We start from the raw sequence: 20,127 nt of genomic DNA on the forward strand, positions 1-20,127 counted from the left end.
GGGACGGTGTGCGGGTGCGTGTGGTGGGATGGAAGCGCCATGAGCACCACGTCCGCCGAGCCCGATGCGCCCCGTGCCGGCCGTCCGCGTCGACGTCGTGGCTGGTCGTTCTGGCTCGGGCTGGCGCTGGTGCTCTCCGGCCTGGCGATCCTCGGCTGGGTCGGCTGGCAGCTCTACGGCACCAACATCGTGTCCCAGAAGCGGCACGAGCGGACGGTGGAGCGCCTCCAGCAGGAGTGGGACGAGCCGAGCGGCGCCGCCGACGTCCAGACCGACCAGGGGGTCGCCGACGCCATCTTGCGGATCCCGGCGTTCGGGGACGACTTCGCGGTCCCGATCCTGGAGGGGACCGCCGAGGACACCCTGGCCTCCGGCATCGGCCACTTCGACGACTCCGCCGCGCCCGGGAAAGTCGGCAACTACGCCCTCGCCGGTCACCGCATCACCCACGGCGAGCCGCTGCGCGACATGCCGGACCTCCAGCCCGGCGACGAGCTGATCGTCGAGACGCGCGACGCCGTCTACACCTACGTGCTCGACACCGGCGGCGACGACCTGCGGGTGCCGTTCACCGCCGGCTGGGTGGTCGACGCCGTCCCGGTCAATCCCGACGGTGGCACCGGCCCCGACCCCGACGCCAAGCGCCTGATCACCCTGACCACCTGCGCCGAGCTCTTCCACACCGACGACCGGCTGATCGCCTTCGGCCACCTGGATTCGGTCGACAAGCGCTAGGTGGCCCTCTCTCGCAGGACGAGATAGACCGCGCGCATGCCGACCGCACGCTCGAGCTCTCCGGTCACCGCTGCGAAGAACTGGCTGCGGTAGGTGTCGTCGGTGACCGCCGACACGGTGAAGTAGAGGCCCGAGAAGGCAGCGAGGAAGAGCGAGACCTGCACCAGCTCGACCGAGGCGTTGGGCAGGAACGGCAGGCTGTCGACCGGCCCGCCGGTCCAGGACTCCTGGACCGCCTTGGTCATCACCAGGGCGCCGAAGAGCAGGAAGAACGCGAAGACCGTCACCGCGAGCAGCAGCACCTGGCCGATCTGGACGACCAGCAGCACCAGGATGAGGTTCCACCGGGCGAAACCGGTGACCGGCGGGTGCGGGCCGGGAAGGTCGGCGATCCGGTCGGCCTCCGCCTCCAGCGGCGTCCCACGGGTGGTGCGCCGCAGGAAGTCGGCATCGATCGCGTCGTCGGCGCGGTCGACCTCCTCGGGGAGGCGGACGAGCAGGAACACCACGGCGAGCGCGGTGAGCAGCAGCACGGTCAGCCACAGGACGCCGGGCGCGAGGTGCGAGGTCATCTGCCAGGCCTCGGCGTTGATGAACAAGAACGTGACGAAGACCAGCAGCAGCGGCAGCGCGCGGCTCACCATCGGCACCAGGAGGCGAAGGCTGCCGAAGGTCCGGGTCAATGCCCAGCTGACGATGGCGCGTGCGTGCAGGGCGGTCAGCGCGTAGGCGAGCGCCCCGGCGAGCGCGAACGACGTCCACACGGCCGGGGCCGCGCTCTTCTCGTCGAGCAGGAGGACCACCAGCCACGCGGCGGCCACGGCGAGCGCGGTCACTCCGAGCAGCGGCGGCAGGAAGCGACGCGGTCGGAGGCCCCTGCGGACCTCCGCGCGCACCCGGGGCACGAAGTAGGACAGCCCGTGGTCGAGGAACCAGCGCTCGGCCTCGGTGATCGACGCCTGGTCGGAGCCGGGTCCTCGGCCCGTCTCAGCCACCGAGGATGTCCCGCGCCCGCCGGACGTCGTCGTTCATCTGGTCGACCAGCGCATCGATCCCCTCGAAGGCCACCATCCCACGCAGCCGGTCGACGAAGGACACCTCGACCTCCACTCCGTACAGCTCCAGGTCGGTGCGGTCGAGGACGTAGGCCTCCACACGGCGGTAGCGCTCGCCGTCGAAGGTGGGGTTGGTGCCCACGCTGATCGCCGCGGGATAGGTCTCCCCGGTGTCGAGGCGGCGCAGCCAGCCGGCGTAGATGCCGTCGGCGGGGGCGGCGGTGACCTCGGCGGTGGGCACGTTCGCGGTCGGGAAGCCGAGCTCGCGTCCACGCTGGTCGCCCTGGACGACGACGCCGCGCACCGCGAAGGGGCGCCCCAGCGCCTCGGCGGCGCCGGCGACGTCGCCGGCGGCCAGACAGGTGCGGACGTAGGTCGAGGACCAGACCTGCGGGCCGCCGTCCAGCTCGACGCCCACCGCCTCGAAGCCCGCCCGCTCGCCGGCGGCCACGAGGAAGGCGACGTCGCCGGCGGCTCGGTGACCGAACCGGAAGTTGGCCCCGACGACCACGGCGCGCGCGTGCAGGACCTCCACGACCACGCGGTCGACGAACTCCTGCGGGGTCCAGCTCGACATGTCCAGGTCGAAGGGCAGCGCGAGCACGTGGTCGATACCGACGTCGGCGAGCAGCACGGCGCGCTCCTCGAGGCTGGTCAGCATCATCGGGGCGTGCTCGGGACGCAGCACCGCCATCGGGTGCGGGTCGAAGGTCACCGCCACCACGGGGAGCCCGAGCTCGTCGGCGCGGTCGCGGGCCTCGGCGATCACCGCACGGTGGCCGCGATGGACGCCGTCGAAGTTCCCGATCGTGACGACGCACGCACCGAGGTCGGAGGGGATCTCCTCGAAGGATCGCCAGATCGTCACTCGCCAGAGCCTACGACGCCGACCCGTCCGCTATAGCTGACGGGTCACCGTGTCATTTGCGCTGACCCGTCAGCTATAGCTGACGGGTCAGCGTTCCTGGTGAGTCAGACGAAGACGGCGACGGGTCGGGCCAGGTCTCCGCGGGGCTCGTAGAGGGCGAGGAAGGCGCCGTCGGGGGCGAACAGGGCGGTGAGGCCGGCCAGCTGGCGCTGCAACGGACGGCCGACCCGGACGTCGCGCGCCTCGGCGTCGTCGAGGTCGGCGACCGCGAAGGTGGCGCGGGCGGCGTCGGCGATCGGCAGCACCGCGAAGTCGTCGGTGAGCTCGTCGAGCGTGCGCGCGGCGTCCAGGTCGAAGGCGCCGACCGCGGTGCGGCGCAGGCTGGTGAGGTGGCCGCCGACGCCGAGGCGCTCCCCCAGGTCGCGGGCGATGGCACGGATGTAGGTGCCGCTGGAGCAGCGCACGCTCACGCGCACCTCGGGGCCGACCACGTCGTGCACGGTCAGCTCGTGGATGGTGACCCGGCGCGGCTCCAGCTGAACCTGCTCGCCGTCGCGGACCCGCTGATAGGCGCGCTTGCCGTCGACCTTCACCGCCGACACCGCGGTCGGGACCTGGTCGATCTCCCCGACGAAGCTCGCCAGCGCGGACCGGATCTCCTCCGGGGTCAGCGCCTCGACCTGCTCGGCCGACGCCTGGCTGAGGACGTCGCCCTCGGCGTCGTCGGTGGAGGTGGCCGCGCCCAACCGGATCGTGGCGTCATAGCCCTTCTCGGTGAGCATCAGGTGCCCGAGCAGGCGGGTGGCGCGGTCGACGCCGAGCACGAGCACCCCGGTGGCCATCGGGTCTAGGGTTCCGGCGTGCCCCACCTTGCGGGTGCCGGCCAGCCGCCGGACCCGGGCGACGACGTCGTGGGAGGTGACCCCGGCCGGCTTGTCGACGACGACGAGACCGGGTTCGGTCATCGGTCCTCGTCGTCTCCGTCGGCCTCGTCGTCGTCGGCGTCGCGCGGCTTCTTGTACGGGTCCTCCTCGCCGGCGTAGGCGGTGCCGCGGGAGGCGGCCACCGCCTCGTCCTGCGCCTTGGCCCGTGCCAGCACCTCGTCGAGAGCCCGGGCCTCGTCGGGAAGGGCATCGTGGATGAAGGTGAGCGTGGGCGCGGTGCGCGTGCCGAGCTGCTTGGCGACCTCGGAGCGCAGGATGCCCTTGGCCGACTCGAGTGCGGCGGCGGTGGACTTCATCTCCTCCTCGCCCCCGAGCACCGTGTAGAACAGGGAGGCCTGCTGGCCGTCGCCGGTGAGGCGGACGTCGGTGATGGTGACGAACCCGAGCCGCGGATCCTTGATCCGGCGCTCGAGCATCTCGGCGACGATGACCTGGATCCGGTCGGCGATCTTGCGGACGCGGGGACTGCTCATAGCGATACCTAATCAGACGCGGCCAGCCGCGGTCGCGGTGGTCCGCACCGACGCCGGAGCGTGGCCCGAAATGCCGAACCGGCGCGGATCCGATCGGATCCGCGCCGGCTCGTGACCGCCCGTGCCGGGTCAGGTCCGCGGGATCTCCCGCATCTCGAAGGCCTCGACGATGTCGCCCTCCTTGATGTCCTGGAAGTTGCGCAGCACCAGACCGCACTCGAAGCCCTCGCGGACCTCGGAGGCGTCGTCCTTCTCCCGCTTGAGCGAGGCCAGGTCGAGGTTGTCGGCGACGACGTTGCCGTCGCGGATGACCCGGACCTTGGCGTTGCGGCGGATGACCCCGCTGGTGACCATGCAGCCGGCGATGTTGCCGATCTTGGAGCTGCGGAAGATCGCGCGGATCTCCGCCTGACCCAGGGTCGACTCCTCGAACTCCGGCTTGAGCATGCCCTTGAGGGCCGCCTCGATCTCGTCGATGGCCTGGTAGATGACGGTGTAGTACCGGATCTCCACGCCTTCCTTCTCCGCCATCTCGGTCGCCTTGCCCTGCGGGCGGACGTTGAAGCCGATGATGATGGCGTCAGAGGCGGCGGCCAGGTCGACGTTGGTCTCGGTGATCGCACCGACACCGCGGTCGATGACGCGGATGTTGACGTCGTCGCCGACGTCGATCTGCGACAGCGCGTCCTCGAGCGCCTCGACCGAACCGGACACGTCGCCCTTGAGGATGAGGTTGAGCTCCTGGCTCGCGCCCTTCTCCATGGAGGCCATGAAGTCCTCGAGGGTGCGGCGCACGCGGCGCTTGGCCTGCATCGCGGCACGCTCGCGCGCCTCGCGCTTCTCGGCGATCTGGCGGGCCATCCGGTCGTCCTCGACGACCAGGAAGTTCTGGCCCGCACCGGGGACCGAGCTGAGACCGAGGACCATCGCCGGACGGGCCGGGTCGGCGTACTCGAGCTCGTTGCCGTGCTCGTCGAGCATCGCGCGGACACGGCCGTGGGCCGGACCGGCAACGATCGAGTCGCCCACGCGCAGGGTGCCGCGCTGGACCAGGATCGTGGCCACCGGACCGCGGCCGCGGTCGAGGTGGGCCTCGACGACCAGGCCCTGAGCGTCCTGACCGGGGTTGGCCCGCAGGTCGAGCGAGGCGTCGGCGGTGAGGACGACGGCCTCGAGCAGCTTGTCGAGGTTGAGCTCGGACTTCGCCGAGACGTCGACGAACATCGAGTCGCCGCCGTACTCCTCGGGCACCAGGCCGTACTCGGTGAGCTGGCCGCGGACCTTGGTCGGGTCGGCCTCCGGCTTGTCGATCTTGTTGACCGCGACCACGATCGGGACGCCGGCGGCCTTGGCGTGGTTGAGCGCCTCGACCGTCTGCGGCATGACGCCGTCGTCGGCCGCGACCACGAGGATCGCGATGTCGGTGGCCTGCGCACCACGAGCACGCATGGCGGTGAACGCCTCGTGGCCCGGGGTGTCGATGAAGGTGATACGCCGCTCGTCGCCATCGACGTCGGTGGCGACCTGGTAGGCACCGATGTGCTGGGTGATGCCACCGGCCTCCTTGTCGACGACGTTGGCGCTGCGCAGCGCGTCGAGGAGCTTGGTCTTTCCGTGGTCGACGTGACCCATGACCGTGACGACCGGCGGCCGCACGACCAGGTCGGACTCATCGCCCTCGTCGGAGCCGAACTCGATGTCGAAGGACTCCAGCAGCTCGCGGTCCTCGTCCTCGGGAGAGACGACCTCGACGACGTAGTTGAGCTCCTCGCCGAGCAGCTCGAGGGTGGCGTCGTTGACCGACTCGGTGGCGGTGACCATCTCGCCGAGGTGGAACAGCATCTGCACCAGTTGGGCGGCGTCGACGCCGACCTTCTCGGCGAAGTCGGTCAGCGAGGCGCCACGGGCGAGACGGACGGTCTCGCCGTTGCCCTTGCGGACCCGCATCCCGCCCAGGGTCGGGGCCTCCATGGCCTCGAACTCTTGACGACGAGCCCGCTTCGACTTGCGACCGCGCCGCGAGGGACCGCCGGGGCGACCGAAGGCGCCCTGGGTCTGGCCGCGCTGGCCGGGACGACCGCCGCCGGGGCGACCGCCGCCGAAGCCGCCGGGGCGACCGGGAGCTCCACCGCCGCCGGGACCACCGCGACCGGGGGCACCGGGACGACCGGGAGCACCGCGTCCGGGAGCGCCGGGACGACCCGGACCGCCGGGACCGCGGCCGCCGGGGCCGCTGCCGAAGGCGGCCGGGGACTTGGGCATCATCGCCGGGTTCGGACGCGGCATGCCGGGACGCCCGGGGGCGCCGCCGTCACGGCCGGCCGGAGGACGCGGCGGACGGTTCTCGCCGCTGCCGTCGGCGTCGGGGCGCGGGGCGGCCGGACGCCGTCCCATGCCCTGGTTCGACGAGAACGGGTTGTTGCCGGGACGGGGCGTGCCGCCGGGCTTGCCGACCGGACGCGGGGCCGGAGCCTTCGGCGTCGGCGACGGCTTGGCCGGCGCCGCCGGGGTCGCCGGAGCCGCAGGAGCCGCCGGTGCTGCCGAGGCGGCAGGCGCCGCGGGCTCGGCCGGCTTCGCTGCCGCGGGCTTCTCGGCGGCCGGCTTGTCGGCGGCCGGAGCCGACGTGGTGGTCGCGCCGCTCGGCGAGGTGGTCGTGGTGGACGACGTGCTCGCGGGGGCGGCCGCGGCCGGAGCCGGAGCGGCCTTGGGACCGGGCTTGGGGCCCGGCTTCGCGCTCGGCTTGGCAGCCGGCTTCGCGGCCGGGGCGGCCGCGGCGTCGGTGCTCTTGGCCTCGCTCTTGGCCTCGGCGGGGGCCGAGGCTGCGGCCTTGAGCGACTCGCCGACCTCCTTGCGGAAGCGCATCTCGGCCGGCAGCTCGACAGTGGAGCTCGCCGACTTGACGAACTCCCCCATCTCCTTGAACTTCTCGAGAACGAACTTGCTCTCGACGCCGAACTCCTTGGCGAGTTCGTGTACGCGGGTCTTAGCCACAATTCTCCTTCATGGCTCGACCCGCGTCTCCCTCATCGGGTGCGGTGACCGAGCCTCAGTGGTGATCCAGACTGATGGGGCTCATCGGGAAGTACTCATCGAGTGCTCATGAGCTAGTGCTCCAGTTCCCTGGTGGTCGGGTGATCGTCTTGCTGGTTCTCGTTCAGCGCGGTGAGGTACTCGCCCACCGGCACGCTGGAAAGTCCCGAGTCGGCCCGTAGGGCCCGCCCGAACGCCTTCTTGCGCACCGCGAGGTCGTAACACTCGATCGTGGGGTGCAGGTGCGCCCCGCGGCCGGGTGCGGTGGCCCTCGGATCGGCCACCACGGCCGGCCGGCCGTCGCGGTCCGAGCCGGCGGTCACCCGCAACAACTCGCGCTTGGCGGCCCGCTTGCGACATCCCACGCACGTCCGAACAGGTTCGGTGCGCGCAGAGGACGCCGATCGTGGAACCACCACTGTGCAGTCTATCGAACTACTGCCCGGACGCCGAACCGGGCACGATCGGGGGGTGAGCTCGCTGCAGTGCCCCACCACGATCATCCTCGCCCGCCATGGCGAGGCGACCTACGAGTCGCCGACCTGGCAGCCCGAGGGCGGCTGCCTGACTCCGGCCGGCCGCGCCCAGGCCGGCGCCCTCGCCGAGCGACTGGCCGGACGGCGGATCGCGCACGTATGGACCAGCACGCTGGCTCGCGCCGTCCAGACCGCCGAGATCGCGGCCGCGCGGCTCGGGGTCTCGGTGACCACCCGCGCCGGTCTCCGCGAGTTCGAGGTCGGCGACGCCGCTGGCACGCCCCTGGACGAGGACCCGTTCGCGGACACCTATGCGCGGTGGCTCGAAGGCGAGCTGGACGAGCGGATCGCCGGGGGCGAGTCCGCTACCGAGATAGTCGGGCGGATGAGCGCGGTGCTCGACGAGATCGCCGACCAGCACCCCGGCGAGACCGTTCTCGTGATCAGCCACGGCGGCGCGCTGCGACTCGCGGTCCCCCACTGGGCCCGCCTGGAGGCGCCCCCACAGCGCCTCACGAACTGCGCCACTCTCGAGGTTCGGGCCGATCCCGACGACCGCGCCTGCGTGGCCTGGGACCGTCCGGCCTGACCGACCTCGGAGGCACCAGCCCTCGGAGGTTGAGCAAGCGGGACGGGCGAGGAACGAGCCCGCCTGACAGTCGGCCTCCGACGAAACCTCACAACCCTCCTCGGAAACGCTGGCACGACCGGTTGCCGGGGTTCGATCAATCAACGAGCGCTCGTTGGCGCTCGCTTGCTCAACCTCCGGCCGCGGCGCAGGAGCGAAGCTGCGGCCGGCTTCGCCGATTGCGGACAGCCGCTGACCGCAGTCAGACCTATCGTGCCCACATGCCGAAGGTCGACCTCAAGCGCGAGCTCCCGTCGTACCGAGCCAGGACGGGCGTCTTCGACGTCGTCGAGGTGCCGCCGCTGCGGTACCTGATGATCGATGGTCACGGCGACCCGAACGACCCCGACGGCGAGTACGCCGCCGCGATCACGACGATCTTCCCGGTCGCCTACAAGTTGAAGTTCGCGCGGCGCGCCGAGACCGGCAACGACTACGTGGTGATGCCGCTGGAGGCGCTGTGGTGGGCCGACGACATGGCCAGCTTCACCGCCGAGCGCGACAAGTCGCGCTGGCACTGGACGATGCTCAACCTGGTGCCGGACGACGTCACCGACGGCCAGTTCGAGCAAGCCCTGTCAGCGGCGGCGGACAAGGGAGCCAGCGCCGTCGACCGGGTGCGGCTGGACACCCTCGCCGAAGGCCGGTGCGTGCAGACCCTGCACCTGGGCCCCTACGACGACGAGGGTCCGGTGCTCGCCGCGATGCACGATGAGTTCATCCCGGCGCAAGGGCTCCAGATGACCAGGCGACACCACGAGATCTACCTCAACGACGTCCGGCGCACGGACCCCTGGAAGCTCCGCACGATCCTGCGGCAGCCTGTGTCGTCGGGATGAGGGTCACTCCTCGTCGCCGTGGATGTCGATGCGCCAGCCGGTGAGCCGGGCGGCCAGGCGGGCGTTCTGGCCCTCCTTGCCGATGGCCAACGACAGCTGGAAGGACGGCACCACCACGCGCGCGGACTTCGCGGCCTTGTCGACGACCTCGACGCTGGTGACCTGCGCCGGGGACAGTGCGTTCGCGACGAACGTGGCCGGGTCGTCGGACCAGTCGACGATGTCGATCTTCTCCTCGTTGAGGGCGTGCATCACGTTGCGCACCCGCTGCCCCATCGGCCCGATGCAGGCACCCTTGGCGTTGACGCCGGGCGCGATGGCGCGCACCGCGATCTTGGTGCGGTGGCCGGCCTCGCGGGCGATCGCTGCGATCTCGACCTGGCCGTTGGCGATCTCGGGGACCTCGAGCGCGAACAGCTTCTTCACCAGGTTGGGGTGCGAGCGGGTGAGGGTGATCTGCGGACCGCGCATCCCCTTGCGGACCGAGAGGACCAGGCACTTGATCCGGGTCCCGTGCGTGTAGGTCTCCCCCGGCACCCGCTCACTCACCGGCAGCAGCGCCTCGAGGCGGCCCAGGTCGACCAGCACGTCGTCGGGATTGCGGCCCTGCTGGATGACACCCGAGATGAGGTCTCCCTCCTTGCCGGAGAACTCGCCGAACTTGATCTCGTCCTCGGCGTCGCGCAGGCGCTGCATCATGATCTGCTTGGCAGTGGTGGCCGCGATCCGGCCGAAGCCGTCCGGGGTGTCGTCGAACTCGCCGACCTTCTGGCCGTCGTCGTCGAGCTCGGCGGCGAACACGGTGACGTGTCCGGTCTTGCGGTCCAGCTCGACGCGCGCCTCCTCGTAGGCGCCGGGCGACTTCTGGTACGCCGTCAGCAGCGCCTGCTCGATCGCCTCGACGAGCACGTCGAACTTGATCTCCTTCTCGCGCTCCAGCACCCGCAGGATGCTCAGGTCGATGTCCATCAGTCGTCCTCCTCCGACCCGTCGGCCGGGTCCACGCGGTTGAACTCGATCTGCACCAGCGCCTTGGCGACGTCGGCGTACGGCACCTGCTGCTCGGCACCCGACACCTCCAGGGTGACGCCGCCGCCGGGCTCCTCGTCGCTGGCGACGATCCGCCCGGTGACCGACGAGCCGTCGGTCAGTGAGACCTTCACCAGGCGACCGCGGTTGCGGCGCCAGTGGCGCGGGAGGCTCAACGGACGGTCGACTCCGCGTGAGGTGACCTCGAGGGTGTAGGGCTGCTCGCCCAGGGCCGAGGACAACGGGCCGTCGAGCTCGGCGCTGATGCGTCGGGTGGCCTCGGCGATGTCGTCGAGGGTCACTCCGTCGTCCTGGTCGACGGCGATCCGGACCACCCGCCTCTTGCCGGCCGGGGTGACCTCGACGGCTTCGAGATCGAGCCCGAGCTCGGCCAGGGGGTCGGTGACTCCGGCTTCGATGCGGCTGGTCAACGCCTCGTTGGCGGACATCCTCACGACCTCCTGTGCTGTTGTGGCCCTGCCTCGAACCCGAGCGCCGAACGGCGTCGTGCCTGATCGTCCAGCCTAGGGCATGTCTCCCAATTCATGGCGGCGCCGGACGCCGCCCAGGCCGCACGCCGACGGACACCGCAGCTGCTTTGAATACGCCCGGTATGCCCACGCACCTGCGGCACCGTCATCGCACGACCTAGACGACGCCGGCATCCACCAGCAATAGGGAGACACACCCTAGACGATGGGCCCGCGGCGGCGTGAGGCCGAGGGAGGCCGGGGCCGGCCGGTCGGGGTATCGTCGCCCGGTGCCGCCGCGTCCCCACACGTTGAGTCGTCGCGCCCTGATCGGCGCCGCGGCGCTGACGACCGCCGGATGCTCGTTCGGCTCACTGGATCCCGACGCCGAGGACCCGACCTACACGCCCACCAGCACGCCGTCCGAGAGCGCCGCAGGCCCGGCGACCACCGAGCCGCAGCCCGCCGACCCCGACGCCGAGGTCGCATCCCAGGCGGCGGTCGAGCTGCTCACCGCCCAGCAGGTCGCCAAGGAGACCGCCAAGGCCTATCCGGCCCTCGCCGACCGCCTCGACCCGATCGCCCGGCTTCATCGAGCCCAGGCCGGCGAGCTCGGCGGCGGCCAGGTCACCACCGTGGTCGTCATCGAGCAGGGCGAGCCTCGGGCCAAGGTGCTGCGCCGGATCGAGCGCAGCGAGCAGGCCCTCCAGGAGCACCTGGTCGCCGCGGCACTGGCGGCCGACAGCGGTGCGCTGGCCCGGCTGCTGGCCTCCATGGCGGCCGCGACCGCCCAGCACCGGGAGACGCTGTGACCTACCTCGACGGCCTCCAAGCGACCCTCGAGGCAGAGTACGCCGCCGTCTTCGTCGTCGGCTACCTCGGCGCGCAGACCTCCGCCTCGGCCGACCCCAAGCTCGACGAGCTGCTGCGCACGACGTTCGCCGTGCACCGGACCCGGCGCGACGAGCTGAGCGCCGCGATCCTCGCCGAGGGCGCCGAACCGATCGCCGCGGCGCCGTCCTACGACCTGCCGACGGTGGGCACGGGCGACAGTGCGGCTATCCGGGCCGAGGCACTGCGCCTGGAGAAGGCGTGCGGCGCTACCTACGGGTACCTGGTGGCCAGCGCGCCGAGCGCGAAGCGGTCGTGGGCGGTGGACGCGCTGCTCGACTCCGCGCTGCGCGAACTCGCCCTCGGCGGCCCGCCGCGCGCCAACCCCGGCAGGTAGCCGGGATCGCGCCGGAAGACCGGCGGCCGGAAGAAGGCAATCCGCGTTCTCATCCTCCGGGGAACTCCCGAGATGCCCCCCGGAGGGATGAGAACGCGGACTGCATGGCCTGGGACGAGGCCTGGGAAGGGACTCGGCGAGCCGAGTGGGACCCCCTTCGACGTGGACGAGTCTGGTGGAGAACCCAGGCCTGCGGATATCTGCGGGGCTCATCACAAGTCTGCAATGCACAAACCTGCAACGGCCCGGCCGTCAGCCGACGCCGGGGACGACCTCCTGCTCGACCTCCTGCTCGACCCCAGGCTCGGCATCGCTGCCCGGCACGATCTCCTGTTCGACCGTGTCACCGGCCTGGTCACCGCCGACGGCGGCTCCGGCCGGCGCGGCGATCGCACCTGCTCCCACACAGGTCAGCAGCCCGGCGCAGAACGCTCCGGCGGCGATCGTGAGGATCCTGCGGAACGGCTGGTGCGGATGGGTCATTGCGTATCACCCTCGTGCGCTCACGGCACTCACCCGATCGGGAGTGCCTCGATAGGGTCGGGCGCCCGGTAGGGCAGGCCGACACCCTTCGAGCCTGTCCATCCCGCTCCGGCTGCGCTACCGCGGGCAGGGTGCGGTTTCCTGCGATTGCACGAACCTGCAATGGACTGCAGCAGTGGCCCTCACAACCATTGCTCGACGAGGTCGAGGACCTCGGCGAGGCGCTGGACGACGGCGTCCGGCTCCCCCTCGGCAGGTCCGACCTGCTCTGGCGGAATCGACGATGACCGCATCGAGCCGCATGTGGTCGAGGTAAGGGAATCACTGATCAATGGGGTGGATGCCGGCGTCGTTCGGGTGGTGGCCTGGCAAGGCGCCGGCACGCCGGGCAGACTGGGCATCTGTCAAGCGTCCGGCAAGCCGCCAGGGTGCCGCCGGGGTGCCGCCCGGGCGGCGCTGGCGCCGTCCCGGCATTGATCAGTGGTTCCCTAGCCGGCGTCGGCGAGGATCTCGGCCGCGAGCCGCTCGGGCTGGTCGAGGGCGAGGTAGGTGCGTGCGTCATCGAGCTCGACGAGCCGTGCGTCGAGGACCCTCGCCAGGCGTCGGCCCAAGGCCACGGTGAAGAACCGGTCCTTGCGCGCCCAGACGACCAGGGAGTCGCCGGGGAACGAGCCCAAACTCGGCGATACCTCGACCAGGTCTGCCCTCGACCAGGCTCGGGCGAAGTCCGCCACGTCGCGGCGCACCCCGGCGTCGGTGAGATAGGGCGTGACCCACGACAGCGTCTCGGCCGCACTGAGCCGGCGATCGACGAGGGCGCCGAAGCCGAGCGGCCCGGTGCGGATCGCCCCGATGCGGACCACCTGGAAGAGCGCGCGGGTGAGCCGTGGGTGGCGGGCCAGGCGGAACAGGAGGTTGAACGGGAACGGCGGGAACACCTCGAAGGCGTCGCAGTCGGTTAACACGAGCCGGTCGATTCCGCTCGGGTCGGCCTCGATCACCAGTTGGCAGATCGCGCCGCCGCTGTCGTTGCCGACCAGCGTGACCTCCCGCAGGCCCAGGGCGTCCAGGAACTCACGTACCAACCTGGCGACCCGGCGCGGCGACAGCTCGGCATACGGGTGCATCGCCGGGGAGTGGGAGCCGAGCGGCCAGGTGGGAACCAGGCAGCGTCGTCCGCTCGCGGCAAGACGGTCGGGCACGTCGCTCCAGACCGTGCCGTCGACGAGGAACCCATGCACGAACACGATCGGCGCGCCATCGGCGGGGCCGAGGTCGCGATACTGGATCGTGCCGGCGGTGAGGTCGATGCTGGTCGCCCTGCTCATTCGGATGCTCCCCCGTCGATGTCCGGTCCATCTACCATACAGAGTGAATGTAACTTACGGACAGGTTGTATGAAAAGTTCTCGCACCCAGGCCGACCGCACCGCCGCCACCCGCGGCGCCCTGACCGCGGCCGCCCGTCCGCTGTTCGCCACCAAGGGCTACGCCGCGGTCGGCACCGACGAGCTCGCCGCAGCGGCGGGAGTCACCCGGGGCGCGCTCTACCACCAGTTCGGCGGCAAGGAGGGTCTCTTCGTCGCGGTCTTCGAGCAGGTCGAGGCCGAGGTCGTCGACCAGATCGCCGGACGTCTGACCGGGGTGGAGCAGTCCGACCCACTCACCGAGGCGCTCGCGGCCATCGACGGCTGGCTGGAGGCGTGCGCCGACCCGGAGGTTCACCGGATCGCCCTCATCGAGGCCCCAGCGGTCCTCGGCTGGGAGCGGTGGCGCGAGATCGGCCAGCGCTACGGTGTCGGGCTGGTCGAGGCGATGGTCGCCGGGCTGGTCGAGGCGGGGGTCGTCGCCGAGCAGCCGGTGCGCCCCCTCGCGCACCTCCTCGTCGGCGCGCTCGAGGAGGCGGCGCTCTACGCGGCGCGCGGCGAGGACCGCGAGGTCGCCACGGCCGAGGCCCGGGCCGCGCTGGCGACCCTGGTCGCCGGCCTCGTCCGGGGCACCTGAGTACCTGTCGCCTGGGGTGTGCCCTAGATACTCAGGAGTTGACCAGCGACACCAGATGGTCGACGGCGTGGGCGATCTCGACGTTCTCCCGCTCGCCGGTGCGCCGGTCCTTGACCTCGACGACGCCGTCGGCAAGCCCCTTGCCGACCACCAGGATGGTCGGGACGCCGATCAGCTCGGCGTCCTTGAACTTCACCCCGGGGCTGATCTTGCCCGTCCGGTCGTCGTAGAGCACGCGGACGCCGGCCGCGTCGAGCTCGCGGGCGAGCTCCTCGGCGGCGGAGAACAGCGCCTCGTCCTTGCCCGCGGCGACGATGTGGACGTCGGCCGGCGCGACGTCGCGCGGCCAGCACAGACCGGCGTCGTCGAGGGTGTCCTCGGCGATCGCCGCCACGGCCCGGGTGACGCCGATGCCGTAGGAGCCCATCGTCACGGTGACGAGCTTGCCCGACTCGTCGAGCACCCGCAGGTCGAGGGCGTCGGCGTACTTGCGGCCGAGCTGGAAGACGTGGCCCATCTCGATGCCGCGGGCGGTCTCCAGCGTGCCGTCGGCACAGACCGGGCAGTGGTCGCCGTCGCGGACGTCGGCGGCCTCCACGGTGCCGTCGGGGGTGAAGTCGCGGCCGGCCACCAGGTCGAGCACGTGCTTGCCGGGAGCATCGGCGCCGGTGACCCAGGCGGTGCCCTCGACCACGCGCGGGTCGACGAGGTAGCGGATGCCGGAGGCGTTCTTCTCCCCCAGGACGCCCGGACCGATGTAGCCCTTGACCAGCGCCGGGTGCTTGGCGAACTCGGCCTCGTCGAAGGGCTCGACCTCGATCGGCTCGAGCTGGCCCTCGAGCCGCTTCTGGTCGACCTCGCGGTCGCCGGGGACGCCGATCGCCACCGGCTCGCGGGTGCCGTCGGGGTGGTTGAGCACCACGAGCACGTTCTTGAGGGTGTCGCCGGCCGACCACGGCCGGTCCTGGCGCGGGTAGGAGGCGTTGAGGTGGTCGACGAGGGTCTGGATGGTCGGGGTGTCCGGGGTGTCCTCGACATGGGCGGCGGGCGCGGAGTCGTAGGCGACGGGCGCGGGCGGGCGCACCTCGACGGCCTCGACGTTCGCGGCGTAGTCGCAGTTGTTGCAGCGGACGTAGGTGTCCTCCCCGACCGCCGAGCGGGCCAGGAACTCCTCCGACCTCGACCCACCCATCGCACCGGACGTCGCCTTGACGATCACGTAGTCGAAGCCCAGCCGGTCGAAGATGCGCACGTAGGCGTCGCGGTGACGCTGGTAGCTCTCGGCGAGACCCGCGTCGTCGACGTCGAAGGAGTAGGAGTCCTTCATGGTGAACTCGCGTCCGCGCAGCAGCCCGGCGCGCGGCCGCGCCTCGTCGCGGTACTTGTCCTGGATCTGGTAGAGCGCGAGCGGAAGATCCTTGTAGGAGGAGTAGAGGTCCTTGACGACGAGGGTGAACATCTCCTCGTGCGTGGGCCCCAGGAGGTAGTCGGCGTCCTTGCGGTCCTTGAGGCGGAAGATCCCGTCGCCGTACTCGGTCCAGCGCCCGGTCGCCTCGTAGGGCTCGCGAGGCAGCAGCGCGGGGAACGACAGCTCCTGGGCGCCGATGCCGTCCATCTCCTCGCGGATGATCTCCTCGACCCGGCGTCGCACCTTCAGCCCGAGCGGCAGCCAGGAGTAGATCCCCGGTGCGGCGCGCCGGATGTAGCCTGCGCGGACGAGCAGCCGGTGGCTGGGGACCTCGGCGTCCGCGGGGTCGTCGCGCAGGGTGCGCACGAACAGGGACGACATCCGCATGATCATGGACGAAGATTACGGCCGCACCCTCGGTTCCAGCCAACCGGTTACCCCAACCGGTTGACCCCTGCGTCCCGGGCCCCCGGACCCGCGGCGGCGACTCCCAGCACCTACGGGAAGGACCCCGCAGAATCATCGAAGGCGACCGGGTCATCCGGGTGCCGGGCCGATTCCCCAGACTGCACGGCCGCTCGGGCTCCGGGTACGTCGTGGACTACAACGCTCGCGGTCAACGGGGCACCTATCTGCTCGGCTACGGCCCGTCCCGGCTCATCGCACCCGCGCATCAGACGACCGTGCGGCTCGCGGGCGATGGCAAGAGCCTCTCGATCGCGCGCTACCACCCTCGCCTCGACTACATCAGCGTCCGGATCCAGGCGCTACCGGGCGGCCGAGAGGTCGGCCGTACGGCCATCCGCCCCGACCAGTCGGTGATCGACGTGCGAGGCTTCCGCGCCGTCATCGGCGGGTCCTCCCGCGGCGGGCTGCTCTGGGACGCCCCCAGCGGCACTCGCCGCCTCAAGACCGGCATCATCCATGCCGCCGACATCGCCGCCGATCGGATCGCCTACTTCCACCGCGATCCGTCTCGGGGCGGTTGTACGAGGGTCGCCACGCTCACCCGGCCGCGTGCGGTGCTGTGGGCCTCCTGCCGCGAGGCGGTCGTGGCCTTCTCCCCGCCGGGCGCTTGCTGACCATGCCGAAGCTCAGCGACGGCGTCGGTCCGGCCAGGCTCTGGGAGCGTGGGGCCGGTGGCGGTCTCCACGCCTCGTATGCGATCCGTCGCGGCTACTTCGGCGACCCGCGGTGGGAGAGCGACACCGCCGTCCTCTTCAAGGCCTACGGTCGGCGCTCCTACGCAACGATCCGCTGCACCGCGGGCGTCTGCGAGCGGGCGACCCGCCTGCGGCCGAGCACCCCCGGTCTGATCCGGCCGTCGCGACGGACGGGCATCCGAAAGCAACCTATGGGCGGACCTGTGCGTCCTTCACATGTCCACCTCCACCGACCCAGTCACGACCAGACACCGAAGGACTCCGTCATGAAACGACTTCTCTCGGCCCTCGGGCTCGCCGCGCTACTGGCCACGACGCTGCCCGGCACTCCCGCACACGCGGCGGCGCCGGTGACCACCATCAAGCCCGCCGAGCTCCCCCGCGGTGCCGATGTCGCCGGACCGCACCTGGTCGGCAAGGTCATCGTGGACGGCGACCGGCGCGTCCGGGCTCCCGGGCGCGCCCCGTGGCTGCACGGCGCCTCCGGCGACGGCTATATCGTCAGCGCCCGCTCGGCCGGCCGCTGGCACCTCTACCGGGTGGGCGACGGGGCCACGAAGGTCCTCCACACCGGCGGCTACCCCGAGTACGCCGTCCTCTCCGACGACGGCGCCAAGGTCGCCCTGACGCTCTCCCAGACCAGCCGCCGCACTGTGGTGAAGGTGATCTCGGCCACCACCGGCGCCAAGATCCGCCGCAAGGCCTGGGCGAAGGCCCCGCGCGTTCTCGACATCGACGGCAACCGGGCCGTCGTCGGCGGGCCCGACGGCGGCTACCTGTGGAACCTCCGCACCGGGCGCAGCCGGGTCATCGACACCGGCTTCGTGTACGAGGCCGACCTCGGCGCCAACCGGCTCGCCTCCTTCGACAAGGACCCCTACGACGGCGGCTGCTCGAGCGTCAGCACCCTCCTCGGGCCGGAGGAGCTGTTCACCATCGACTGCACCGAAGCGGTCCGCGCCTTCTCCGACGACGGCGCCCGGATGATCACGGTGCACAAACTCTCCGACGGGATCGGCCCGAACCTGGTCCGCGAGCGCACGGTCGAGGGCAAGCGGCTCGCCACCTACAAGGTCGGCTTCTTCTTCGGCGAGATCCGCTGGGAGACCGACACCGCCGTCCTCCTCGACGCCTACGGAAAGCGCAAGGGCGCCACGGTCCGCTGCACCGAGGGCACCTGCGAGCGGGCCTCGAGTCTGCGGGCCACCCCCGCGGCCTGAACCTGGAGCAAAGCCGAGCGGCAGCCGGGGAGTGCCCGGCTGCCGCTCGACGCAGATGGGCACGCGGTCGGCTCGCGCGCGGGTTCCGCCCGCGCCGAGACGGGTAGAGTCGCGCACCACCGGCGCGCCGGACGGCGCGCCAGGGAGGCGGGGGACATGAGACGACGACTGATCGCACTCTGCGCGGCTGTGGTGACCATCGCGATGCTGTCGGGGCTGCCGGGGCTGCCGGGGCTGTCGGGGCTGTCGAAGCAGCCGGGGCTGCCGGGGCTGTCGGCGGTACCGGCGCAGCCGGCCGACATCAAGATCAAGCCGGGCAAGACGCCCCGCGGTCCCGACGCGGGGCCGAGATTGGACGGGTCGTCCATCATCGACGGCGATCGCAAGGTGCCCGTGCCTGGGAACCCGATCGCGCTCGTCGGCGCCTCCGACGATGCCTACATCGTCACCTCCGGTTTCCGGGGCGGGGCGAGGCTCCTGCGCGTCGACGAGGACGGCTCGCGAGTCCTGGCGACCGCTGAGGAGTTCGATCCCACCTTGTCCGCGGACGGCACCCGGATCGCCCTTGCCGACCGGAAGAACCGCCGAACGGTCACCACGGTGATCTCGGCGAGCACCGGCCAGAAGGTGCGACGCACCACCTGGGCCGGAAGCGCGTACGTACTCGACTTCGACGGTGACCGGATCGTGGTGGCCGGTCCGAAGCGCGGCTACCTGTGGAACCTGCACACCGGCAGGTCCCGGGGCATCGTTCGAGGCGCCCTGTACGTGGCCGATCTCGGCGCCGACCGGATGGCAGTCGCCGGCAAGGCCCCCTCGAAGGGTCGCTGCGAGACGGTCAGCACGATCACCCGCCCACGCACCACTCACTTCCGGACCTGTCGCGATCGGGTGATCACCTTCTCCGACAGCGGCGCTCGGATGATCACCGGTTCCCGCTCGGCAGACTTCACGACGGTCCGGCTACGCACGATCGGCGGCAAGAAGCTGGCCAGCTACACCATCAGCCGGAGCAACTGGAACATCGAGGGGCCGTCGTTCGAGACGGACACCACCGTGCTCTTCACCGGCTATTCGGGCTACCTCGGCGCGGTCTACCGCTGCACGGTCACCGCCTGCGAGCGCGCCAGCAAGTGGCTCGACAACCCCTACTTCTGAGGCTCGCTAGAACATCCGCCCTAGAACATCACGGTCGAGAACCGGGTCGACTCGCGGAAGCCGACGCGGTGATAGGCCCGCCGGGCGGGGTGGTTCCACTCGTTGACGTACAGCGAGACGACGGGAGCCACCTCGGCCCGGACCAGTTCCACCACCGCGGCCATCCCGGCGATCGCCAGGCCCTCGCCACGACGGTCCGGTGGCACCCACACGCCCTGGATCTGGGCGGCGCGCTCGGTCGCGCAGGCGACCTCGGCCTTGAAGACCAGCCGACCACGGTCGAAGCGGGCGAAGGACCAGCCCCGGGAGACCAGCTGGGTGACTCGCGCCCGATAGAGGTCCCCGCTACCGCCGGCCTCCGGGGAGACACCGACCTCCTCGGAGTACATCGCCACACAGGCCGGGTACAGCTCGCCGAGGTCGCTGCGCTCGGTGCGCCGCACCTGGGCATCGGCGGCGACGTCGGGTGACCGGTCGATGACCAGGTGCGGCTGCATCCAACGCGCCTCGCGCGGACGACCCCACGTTCCGGCGACACCGTTCCAGAAGGTGCGGACGGCCTCGTGCGGGCCGACGATCGTGGAGGCCGTGCGGTGCCGGGTCAGCGCCTTCTCGGCGAAGGCGCGCGCGTCGTCCTCGGTGGCCTCGATCGGCACCAGGTTCGCACCGACGTGGCAGGCGGCCACCAGCGCCCCGTCGTCGAAGCGACCCCACATCTCCCCGCCGAGCCATCGTGGCTCCAGCGTCGTGGCACGCGCCCGGTAGAGGGCGAAGACGTTGGTGACCGGGTCGCGGCCGGCCAGCGCCATGAACGCATCGAGGTCGGCAGGGCCGAGGACACGGACGCCGTGACGGCTGACTCCATGACGACTCGTCCCGTGACGGCTGGCTGGCACGCGGGCAGCCTACTGAGGATA

22 protein-coding genes are annotated in these 20,127 nt (G+C 71.3%); 9 read left to right on the top strand and 13 right to left on the bottom strand.

Translation table 11 applies throughout. The features are described from left to right. The first annotated feature begins 39 nt into the window (after positions 1-39). On the top strand, positions 40-735 hold the full coding sequence (locus tag WMR31_RS13365) for a class E sortase (protein ID WP_340539344.1): 696 nt from the start codon (positions 40-42) through the stop codon (positions 733-735). Here the strand turns inward: WMR31_RS13365 and WMR31_RS13370 are convergent. The 6 genes from WMR31_RS13370 to WMR31_RS13395 form a co-directional block, all read right to left on the bottom strand. Beyond that, positions 732-1,730, bottom strand: coding sequence for a hypothetical protein (locus WMR31_RS13370; RefSeq protein WP_340539345.1), 999 nt, complete (start codon positions 1,728-1,730; stop codon positions 732-734). The genes WMR31_RS13365 and WMR31_RS13370 overlap by 4 nt on opposite strands. Beyond that, positions 1,723-2,658: a bifunctional riboflavin kinase/FAD synthetase gene (locus WMR31_RS13375; protein ID WP_340539346.1), complete on the bottom strand. Its 936-nt coding sequence runs from the start codon at positions 2,656-2,658 to the stop codon at positions 1,723-1,725. Before WMR31_RS13375 ends, WMR31_RS13370 begins: the two co-directional genes overlap by 8 nt. A gap of 104 nt (positions 2,659-2,762) precedes the next feature. Next, positions 2,763-3,623, bottom strand: coding sequence for a tRNA pseudouridine(55) synthase TruB (gene truB, locus WMR31_RS13380; protein ID WP_340539347.1), 861 nt, complete (start codon positions 3,621-3,623; stop codon positions 2,763-2,765). Then, a complete protein-coding gene (gene rbfA / locus WMR31_RS13385) occupies positions 3,620-4,075 on the bottom strand; it encodes a 30S ribosome-binding factor RbfA (protein ID WP_340539348.1) in 456 nt (151 codons plus the stop codon). Before rbfA ends, truB begins: the two co-directional genes overlap by 4 nt. Before the next feature lie 129 nt (positions 4,076-4,204). Continuing rightward, a complete protein-coding gene (gene infB, locus WMR31_RS13390; protein WP_340539349.1) occupies positions 4,205-7,066 on the bottom strand; it encodes a translation initiation factor IF-2 in 2,862 nt (953 codons plus the stop codon). A 113-nt stretch (positions 7,067-7,179) separates the two neighbouring features. After that, the gene (locus WMR31_RS13395) at positions 7,180-7,608 is read right to left on the bottom strand and encodes a YlxR family protein (RefSeq protein WP_340539350.1); all 429 of its coding nucleotides are present in this window, start codon (positions 7,606-7,608) and stop codon (positions 7,180-7,182) included. On the opposite strand from WMR31_RS13395, the gene WMR31_RS13400 reads away from it, so the two are divergent. Then, a complete protein-coding gene (locus WMR31_RS13400; protein WP_340539351.1) occupies positions 7,577-8,170 on the top strand; it encodes a histidine phosphatase family protein in 594 nt (197 codons plus the stop codon). The genes WMR31_RS13395 and WMR31_RS13400 overlap by 32 nt on opposite strands. A 260-nt stretch (positions 8,171-8,430) precedes the next feature. Next, a complete protein-coding gene (locus WMR31_RS13405; RefSeq protein ID WP_340539352.1) occupies positions 8,431-9,048 on the top strand; it encodes a GyrI-like domain-containing protein in 618 nt (205 codons plus the stop codon). A 3-nt stretch (positions 9,049-9,051) separates the two neighbouring features. On the opposite strand, the gene nusA is transcribed toward WMR31_RS13405, so the two are convergent. Both nusA and rimP read right to left on the bottom strand, forming a co-directional pair. Next, positions 9,052-10,017, bottom strand: a complete 966-nt coding sequence (gene nusA, locus WMR31_RS13410) for a transcription termination factor NusA (RefSeq protein ID WP_340539353.1) — start codon at positions 10,015-10,017, stop codon at positions 9,052-9,054. Then, the gene (rimP, locus tag WMR31_RS13415; RefSeq protein WP_340539354.1) at positions 10,017-10,526 is read right to left on the bottom strand and encodes a ribosome maturation factor RimP; all 510 of its coding nucleotides are present in this window, start codon (positions 10,524-10,526) and stop codon (positions 10,017-10,019) included. The genes nusA and rimP overlap by 1 nt, the downstream gene beginning before the upstream one ends. 311 nt (positions 10,527-10,837) lie before the next feature. Here rimP and WMR31_RS13420 point away from each other — a divergent pair, with 311 nt between their 5' ends. Together WMR31_RS13420 and WMR31_RS13425 are read left to right on the top strand one after the other, a co-directional pair. Next, entirely contained in the window at positions 10,838-11,359 is a 522-nt protein-coding gene (locus WMR31_RS13420; RefSeq protein ID WP_340539355.1) for a hypothetical protein, read from the top strand. Then, positions 11,356-11,775: a DUF4439 domain-containing protein gene (locus WMR31_RS13425; protein ID WP_340539356.1), complete on the top strand. Its 420-nt coding sequence runs from the start codon at positions 11,356-11,358 to the stop codon at positions 11,773-11,775. The genes WMR31_RS13420 and WMR31_RS13425 overlap by 4 nt, the downstream gene beginning before the upstream one ends. Before the next feature lie 252 nt (positions 11,776-12,027). Here the strand turns inward: WMR31_RS13425 and WMR31_RS13430 are convergent, their stop codons facing one another. The 3 genes from WMR31_RS13430 to WMR31_RS13440 all read right to left on the bottom strand — a co-directional run bounded on the left by WMR31_RS13430 (position 12,028) and on the right by WMR31_RS13440 (position 13,586). Next, positions 12,028-12,258, bottom strand: a complete 231-nt coding sequence (locus WMR31_RS13430; protein ID WP_340539357.1) for a hypothetical protein — start codon at positions 12,256-12,258, stop codon at positions 12,028-12,030. Positions 12,259-12,440: 182 nt separating this feature from the next. After that, the gene (locus tag WMR31_RS13435; RefSeq protein WP_340539358.1) at positions 12,441-12,659 is read right to left on the bottom strand and encodes a hypothetical protein; all 219 of its coding nucleotides are present in this window, start codon (positions 12,657-12,659) and stop codon (positions 12,441-12,443) included. An 87-nt stretch (positions 12,660-12,746) separates the two neighbouring features. Continuing rightward, on the bottom strand, positions 12,747-13,586 hold the full coding sequence (locus WMR31_RS13440; RefSeq protein ID WP_340539359.1) for an alpha/beta fold hydrolase: 840 nt from the start codon (positions 13,584-13,586) through the stop codon (positions 12,747-12,749). 69 nt (positions 13,587-13,655) lie between these two features. On the opposite strand from WMR31_RS13440, the gene WMR31_RS13445 reads away from it, so the two are divergent. After that, on the top strand, positions 13,656-14,261 hold the full coding sequence (locus tag WMR31_RS13445; RefSeq protein ID WP_340539360.1) for a TetR/AcrR family transcriptional regulator: 606 nt from the start codon (positions 13,656-13,658) through the stop codon (positions 14,259-14,261). Between the two features lie 31 nt (positions 14,262-14,292). Here the strand turns inward: WMR31_RS13445 and WMR31_RS13450 are convergent, their stop codons facing one another. After that, entirely contained in the window at positions 14,293-16,062 is a 1,770-nt protein-coding gene (locus WMR31_RS13450) for a proline--tRNA ligase (protein ID WP_340539361.1), read from the bottom strand. 203 nt (positions 16,063-16,265) lie between these two features. On the opposite strand from WMR31_RS13450, the gene WMR31_RS13455 reads away from it, so the two are divergent. From WMR31_RS13455 to WMR31_RS13465, 3 genes are all read left to right on the top strand, one after another. Next, entirely contained in the window at positions 16,266-16,751 is a 486-nt protein-coding gene (locus tag WMR31_RS13455; protein ID WP_340539362.1) for a hypothetical protein, read from the top strand. Between the two features lie 347 nt (positions 16,752-17,098). Beyond that, complete coding sequence (locus tag WMR31_RS13460; RefSeq protein WP_340539363.1) at positions 17,099-18,052, top strand: hypothetical protein; 954 nt, start codon at positions 17,099-17,101, stop codon at positions 18,050-18,052. A 156-nt stretch (positions 18,053-18,208) separates the two neighbouring features. After that, entirely contained in the window at positions 18,209-19,210 is a 1,002-nt protein-coding gene (locus tag WMR31_RS13465) for a TolB-like translocation protein (protein WP_340539364.1), read from the top strand. 20 nt (positions 19,211-19,230) lie between these two features. Here the strand turns inward: WMR31_RS13465 and WMR31_RS13470 are convergent, their stop codons facing one another. After that, positions 19,231-20,106, bottom strand: coding sequence for a GNAT family N-acetyltransferase (locus WMR31_RS13470; RefSeq protein WP_340539365.1), 876 nt, complete (start codon positions 20,104-20,106; stop codon positions 19,231-19,233). Between the last annotated feature and the right edge of the window lie 21 nt (positions 20,107-20,127).

The organism is Nocardioides epinepheli (genome assembly GCF_037936805.1).
GTDB lineage: Bacteria > Actinomycetota > Actinomycetes > Propionibacteriales > Nocardioidaceae > Nocardioides.